At 54.1% G+C, this 3,886-nt stretch carries 3 protein-coding genes and 2 pseudogenes; 2 read left to right on the forward strand and 3 right to left on the reverse strand.

The window, feature by feature from the left end; translation table 11 throughout:
- A partial coding sequence (locus NFS22_RS23145) for a recombinase zinc beta ribbon domain-containing protein (protein ID WP_251319983.1) occupies positions 1 to 918 on the forward strand: 918 nt, incomplete at its 5' end.
- 381 nt (positions 919 to 1,299) lie between these two features.
- Here the strand turns inward: NFS22_RS23145 and NFS22_RS23150 are convergent.
- Positions 1,300 to 2,460, reverse strand: coding sequence for a polysaccharide deacetylase family protein (locus NFS22_RS23150; RefSeq protein ID WP_251319984.1), 1,161 nt, complete (start codon positions 2,458 to 2,460; stop codon positions 1,300 to 1,302).
- Positions 2,461 to 2,699: 239 nt separating this feature from the next.
- On the opposite strand from NFS22_RS23150, the gene NFS22_RS23155 reads away from it, so the two are divergent.
- The gene (locus NFS22_RS23155) at positions 2,700 to 2,921 is read left to right on the forward strand and encodes a hypothetical protein (RefSeq protein WP_251319985.1); all 222 of its coding nucleotides are present in this window, start codon (positions 2,700 to 2,702) and stop codon (positions 2,919 to 2,921) included.
- On the opposite strand, the pseudogene NFS22_RS23160 reads toward NFS22_RS23155, so the two are convergent.
- Positions 2,908 to 3,279, reverse strand: a pseudogene (locus NFS22_RS23160) (transposase); the annotation flags it as partial. The gene NFS22_RS23155 and the pseudogene NFS22_RS23160 overlap by 14 nt on opposite strands.
- A 127-nt stretch (positions 3,280 to 3,406) precedes the next feature.
- A pseudogene (locus tag NFS22_RS23165) lies at positions 3,407 to 3,886 on the reverse strand (MSCRAMM family protein); the annotation flags it as partial.

Genomic DNA, 3,886 nt, shown 5'->3' on the forward strand with positions numbered 1-3,886 from the left:
TCGGACGCTCCCATGTGGGGGAACAAGATTATAACGGATATTCTCAGAAATCCTATTTACACCGGGGATTTAGTACAGGGCCGCCGCCGGGTGAAAAGCTACAAGGTACACCAGATTGAGGCTGTGCCGGAGGATGAATGGGTGCGCGTCCCCGATACCCACGAGGCCATCATCACCCACGAAACCTTTGACCGGGTGCAGGAACTTCTGAAACGTGACACCCGGACGGCCCCTAAAAAGCGGGAGCTCCATTTATTCAGCGGCTTTCTGAGGTGCGCTGACTGCGGCAAGGCCGTGACCCGGAGCCAGAGCGGGAAGAATGTTTATTATTCCTGCTCCACTTACAAGAAACGCTCCCGTACAGCCTGCACCATGCACTCTATCAAGCACAACCGTCTGGAGGCCGCCGTTCTGTTCGCTATTCAGTATCAAGTGAGCACCGCCGTTTCCTATTCGGAAATAGTAGCCCATATCAATGCGGCTCCACTGAAAAAAAGTCAATCCCACCGCCTTAACGACCAGATAGCCGCAAAGGAAAAGGAATTGACTAAAATCACCCGCTACAAGCAGTCACTGTATCAAGACTGGAAAGACGGGGAAATCTCCCAGCAGGAATACCGGGAAATGAAAGCCGATTATGAACGGCAGGCCGCTGGGCTCTCGGATTTGCTGGCCCGGCTGACGGCTGAACGGAAAGAGCTCTCAAACGGCGTTGACCAGCAGCATCCCGCGCTGGTAGCCTTTGCGAAATATCAGAACATCGAAAAGCTGACCCGCGAAATTCTGATTGAGCTGGTAGACCATATCAAGGTTTACGAAAACGGCAATATCAGTGTTCACTTTAAGTTTGCGGACGAGTTCCGCCGGATTGCCGAGTATATTGAAATCAACACCACTGACACCGCCGAGGCGGGCTGACCCCCGCCAAAGCATAAAATCCTTTTGACAGTGTGTTTTCCTAATAAAACGCAATCTTAGGTACTGGGTGCTGCCCATATATCATCGTCCTCTACATGAATTAGGTTACTTATAAGTTCCATCTCTTTTAAAAGGCCGTTACAATATTGTTCTAAAAAATAAATGCATTTTCTCAGTTTTAGCGAGTAGTCCCTCCACAGATACGGAAAATCAAATGTGCATTTACGCTCTTCTCCAATGGGATTTTTTTCGATAGTATATTGGATGCTTATAAGGGAGAGGGCGTTTATTTGCTTCCTCAGAAAAAGATTTTTTGTAAAAATTTTCGCATTTCTTTTGACAAATTACGAATATTTCAACTTAGGTCACCGGCGGTTTCTTTTACAGTCTTGTCTCCATAGGGATGGCCACAGTATAGTTGCCGCTGCTCAACTGCCGCAGCAGGACAGACAGCACCCGGGCGGTATTGCTGCCCCCCTCCAGGGTAAGGTAGACCGTACGGCGGCGGGTCCCCAGGCGGTTCAGAACAGTGCTGGCAAAGGTGTTCCCCCCTACGGTGCTGCTGGGCTCCAGGAACAGGGTCTCCTTCCAGCATACCCAGCCCTTCTCCTCCAGCCCGGCCCGGGCGGCCTCCGGGACATAGGCCAGAGTGGTACGGGTGTGGGTCAGCTCCTCCAGCGCCAGACGGCCCCGGTTCAGCGCATCCTCGTCCCCGTCCTGGGACAGGACCCCCACACTGTGGCCGGTGCCCAGCATGCGGCGGACCAGATCGCTGTCCTCCTCAATCACCTGGGGGGCCAGAAAGAACAGTGCGTACTGCCCGGTACTGTCCAGAGTGCTCAGAATGGAGGGCAAATCCTCGGCGCTCTCACACCGGAATGCCAGGTAGGTGGCCACGTCGCTTCCGTCTACATCAGCGGGAGTTGTGGGATTTGTGGAGGTGGAAGTGGGGGGTGTGGGGGTAGTCTCGGCAGAGCTGAGGCTTTGGGTGTAGTCCCGCAGCCGGTCGTTAATCAGCCGCCGGGCGGTGTCGATAAAAACGGTGTCATCCAAAACCACGTCGGAGTTTTTGATCCGCACTAGATAGCCCTGGGAGATATAGGGCAGCTGGTTGTAGCTGTATTCCAGACCAAAGAAATTACACACTGTATAGAGGGGCACATAAGGTTTTCCGTTGCGCATAATGGCCCGGCCCTCGTAGGTCATTCCCGTCATGTCGTCCCGGCAGGTGCCGTTTATCAGGTCAAAGGTGAGCATCTGCTTCAAGTTGTAGATGCTGACGCTCCTCCCGCTGCGGTTGTTGTAGCTGGCGTTCAGCCCCAGGCTGACGCCAATGCCGTTCTGACTGGCGTTGAACACCGTGTAGGGTACATAGAGCAGTCCGCCGTACCGGCAGGGCATATTGTCTGAGGTCAGAGGGGCAACGCTGTCATTGATGGCGGTAAAATACAGCTCGGCCGCCGAGGCGGGCTCAGGCAGGAAAATCCCCAGAAACAACACAGCAGCCAGCAGCAGCGACAGAATATGGTGTTTTTTCTTCATGCAATCCCCCCTTTATGGTTGCGCTTTTCATTATATCATAGTATAATCCTTTGGGCAAGCGCTGTTAATTTTTTGCAAAAATGGTTGATTATCTCAAAAAAGCCTTGATTTACGGGCATACAAGCAGGATTTCAAGCTGAATTTACTACCAATTTACTACTTTTGAGGGAAAGAGCCTTGATATGCCGCCCGGAACCCTGCCAGCCCAGCCACCAGCACACAGCATTGAGAAAGAATAAATGAAAACTGAATACGACGCAGACGCGGCGTTTCTCTATCCCTATACGGGAGAACAGGAACGCCGCTTTTTTTATGCCCTCATGTTACGCAGTAGGGGCGAAAAAGGGAGCGAGTGGGGAGCCGCCCGCGCCCTATGGCAAGTACCAGAATGTTTTGGTAGTGTCAAGAGTTATGCGCAAAATAGTTTGCAGGCTCTGGCGAATAAAATCAGCCAGCAGTAGAGGCATCCTCCAGGGCAGACTCTAAGTGCCTCATATTCATGTACTTCTTGTTGCCCCACTGGGTGCCAGCTACATGGCGGAGCCTGGCACAGACCAACATCAAAGCAGAATTGCCATCCGGGAAGCAGCCCACTACTCTGGTGCGGCGGCGGATCTCCCGGTTGAGCCGTTCCATGACATTGTTGGTACGGATACGAGTCCAGTGTTCGCTGGGAAAGTCGCAATAGGTCAGTGTCTCTTCAATGCCGTCCTCCACTTTCTTGGCCGCCTCCTTCAGCTTCATTTCCCGCAGCTGGGCTACCACGGCCTTAGCCTTCTCCCGAGCAGCTTTTTTGCTCTCCTGGGCGTGGATCGCCTTATGCTGGGCGTGAGCGCCCCCGCCGTGGCCTATGGTGTAGGCCCCATCGGAGATATTGTAAAACACCCAATCCACAAAACCGGAGCAGTCGAGGCCGTAGGGCCGGTAGGTTACGGTTGTGGAGCTGCCAGCCGCCCATCTGCTTGGTTTTATTGACGTCCGGGCTTTTGGTGTAGCCCTCCGGGGGAGTGACCTCCTCGGCGGTGTAACTGCCCAGGGGCATATCCTTCCAGGGCACGTCCGTCAGGTAGCCGCCCGCGCCGGTGACGTAGGTCCCGGTGAAGTCGTTGTCCACACCGGTGATCTTGATGACTGCTCCAGCAAGGCCCCTGGTGGGATCGTCCGCGTCCACCTTGCGGATACTGCCCTCGCCGGTGATTTCAGGCGTGTCCGTAAAGGTGACGGTCACAGTTTTATCGCTGCCGCTGGGCAGAACAACATACTGAGGCCCAGGATTGTCGATCTCGTAGCCCTCCGGGGCCTCCAGTTCTGTTACCGCATAGGTACCGGCCTCCAAATTGGGTACGGTCACAGTGCCGTCGCTGCCTGTCACCACTTCCTTGGAGTAGGCACCATTTTCGGAGGCTACCTTGAACCGCGCCCCCGA

This window comes from Flintibacter muris (assembly GCF_943192995.1).
GTDB lineage: Bacteria > Bacillota > Clostridia > Oscillospirales > Oscillospiraceae > Lawsonibacter > Lawsonibacter muris.